Source organism: Pseudomonas sp. K5002 (assembly GCF_013386655.1).
GTDB lineage: Bacteria > Pseudomonadota > Gammaproteobacteria > Pseudomonadales > Pseudomonadaceae > Aquipseudomonas.
In genome coordinates, this window is the sequence record NZ_JACARK010000609.1 from 1 (window position 1) to 1884 (window position 1884).

Annotated in this window: 3 protein-coding genes and 2 pseudogenes; 3 read left to right on the plus strand and 2 right to left on the minus strand. The window is 60.7% G+C overall.

What is annotated here, in order from left to right; genetic code table 11:
• Together HX846_RS24670 and HX846_RS24675 are read right to left on the minus strand one after the other, a co-directional pair.
• Nucleotides 1-176 (minus strand): annotated as a pseudogene (locus tag HX846_RS24670) (SAM-dependent methyltransferase); the annotation flags it as partial.
• Nucleotides 173-478: a MazG-like family protein gene (locus HX846_RS24675; protein ID WP_017478435.1), complete on the minus strand. Its 306-nt coding sequence runs from the start codon at nucleotides 476-478 to the stop codon at nucleotides 173-175. The gene HX846_RS24675 and the pseudogene HX846_RS24670, both read right to left, overlap by 4 nt.
• A 162-nt stretch (nucleotides 479-640) precedes the next feature.
• Here HX846_RS24675 and HX846_RS24680 point away from each other — a divergent pair, with 162 nt between their 5' ends.
• From HX846_RS24680 to HX846_RS24690, 3 genes and pseudogenes are all read left to right on the plus strand, one after another.
• Complete coding sequence (locus HX846_RS24680) at nucleotides 641-931, plus strand: hypothetical protein (RefSeq protein ID WP_003212934.1); 291 nt, start codon at nucleotides 641-643, stop codon at nucleotides 929-931.
• Nucleotides 932-1194: 263 nt separating this feature from the next.
• Nucleotides 1195-1497, plus strand: coding sequence for a DUF6124 family protein (locus HX846_RS24685; RefSeq protein ID WP_178966272.1), 303 nt, complete (start codon nucleotides 1195-1197; stop codon nucleotides 1495-1497).
• 164 nt (nucleotides 1498-1661) lie between these two features.
• Nucleotides 1662-1884, plus strand: a pseudogene (locus tag HX846_RS24690) (MATE family efflux transporter); the annotation flags it as partial.

Consider the following 1884-nt stretch of genomic DNA (forward strand, 5'->3'; position numbering starts at 1 on the left):
AGCCACAGCGACATATGGCCCAGCCCCGCGCCGATATCCAGTACCCGCAGCGGGCGGTCCGGCAGCGCTTCAATCAGATCGGCTTGCAGCACCGCCAGGCGAATCGCGCCCTTGGCGCCGCCGTAGATCTTCTCGGCAAAGCGGGTGGCCAACTGGTCGAAATGACGGTCGCTCATTTGGCAAACCGCCGTTCGCTGTCGGCCAGCTTGGCCTGTACCACCTGATCCATGTCCAACCCCAATTCACTGCACAACAGCAGCAGGTACAGCACGATGTCACCGACTTCCTGGCCGGCATGGGCGAGTTTGTCGGCGGGCAACTGGCGCGACTGGTCTTCGCTCAACCACTGGAATATCTCCACCAGCTCGGCCATTTCAACGCTGGCGGCCATGGCCAGGTTCTTGGGGCTGTGGAACTGCTTCCAGTCGTTGGTATCGCGGATGCGGTGCAGGCGTTCGGTGAGGTGATCGAGGTTCATGGGGGGCTCCTGAAGGTGTATAGCTTCGGGCGCAAGCCGCGCGAAGGCAAGTGAATCCCTGCGGCCCGTAAACCTCTATGCTAGAAGGGAACTAGCTTGGGCCAATAACGAACAAAGGCTCAGGTTCGGCAGCTACGCCCACCGTCTTATCAGGACACACACATGCAAACAGACTTTTTCGGATGGCTGGGTCTCAAGATCGGCCAGATCATCCACTTTATCGTCGAGTTGTTCAGCGGGCTGTTCAATACCCTGTCCCACGCGGGCGGCGACTTTGTCGACGGGCTGTCCAGATCCTTGGGGATGGACACCTCGATCATCAGCATCCTCATGCTGATTATCGGCTTGATGCTGTTGTACTCGGCGGTGCGCGCGTTTATGCGGGCTTCGATCATCATGGGGATTATCTGGTTGATGCTCGGGCTGTGGGTGCTCAGCTGGGTGGTGCATTAATAAAGGGCCAGCAGGGTANNATCTTTCGGCCTTGTGCCTGTTGGGATGGGTGGCTAGTCTTCGGCCCTTCACTGCATATCAGTGATCGGGTTTAGTCGCCCGGAATTAGTGAGCGCAAGTTGTCGCCATGCTTCATGGCGGCTGTGCGCAGGGCACCTTCGGGTGCGCCGGGTTCCACTAGCCGGTCGACTAACCTGCGTACAGCCGCCACCCTCGTTTAGTCGCGCGGGTGTCAGCTCCTTACCTTCTAGTGGAGTTACACCATGCATAAGCTCGTCCACGATCCACCCAGCGACCTCCTCAACGACCGCGCCGCCTTCAATCGCGCCCTCGAACATTACCTGCCATCCCAAGGCTTCCACACCATCAACGAAGACCTGAGCTTCGAAGACTCCCTGCTCTACACCGCCAGCTTGCTGAGCAGCGCCTCGGCGACTGCGCTTGATTGCGGCGAACTGCTGGAAAGCCCGCAGCGCGCGAAGATCCTGGCGGTTTGGCATCTGCTGGAAATTGCCAAGACCACCGTCGACCGCTCCATCGAATGCCTGCATCCGCGCAAAACCTGACACTACGCGGTCAAAAATGTGGGAGCGGGCCTGCTCGCGAAAGCGGTGGATCAGCCAATACATCCGGCGACTGACACACCGCTTTCGCGAGCAAGCCCGCTCCCACATTGGCCCTGCGGCGCAGCTAATGGACAGTTACACTACCGCTCCCCAAAGGAGCCCGCATGACTTCCCTGCTAACCGACTGGCGCGACCGCCCTACCCACCGCCGCGTGTGGGCCCTCGCCGCGCCGATGATCCTGTCGAACATCTCCGTACCACTGGTGGCGCTGGTGGACAGCATGGTCATCGGCCACCTGCCCCACGCCCACCAACTCGGCGCCGTGGCCGTTGGCGCCAGCCTGTACACCTTCCTCGCCTGGGCCATGGGCTTCCTGCGCATGGGCT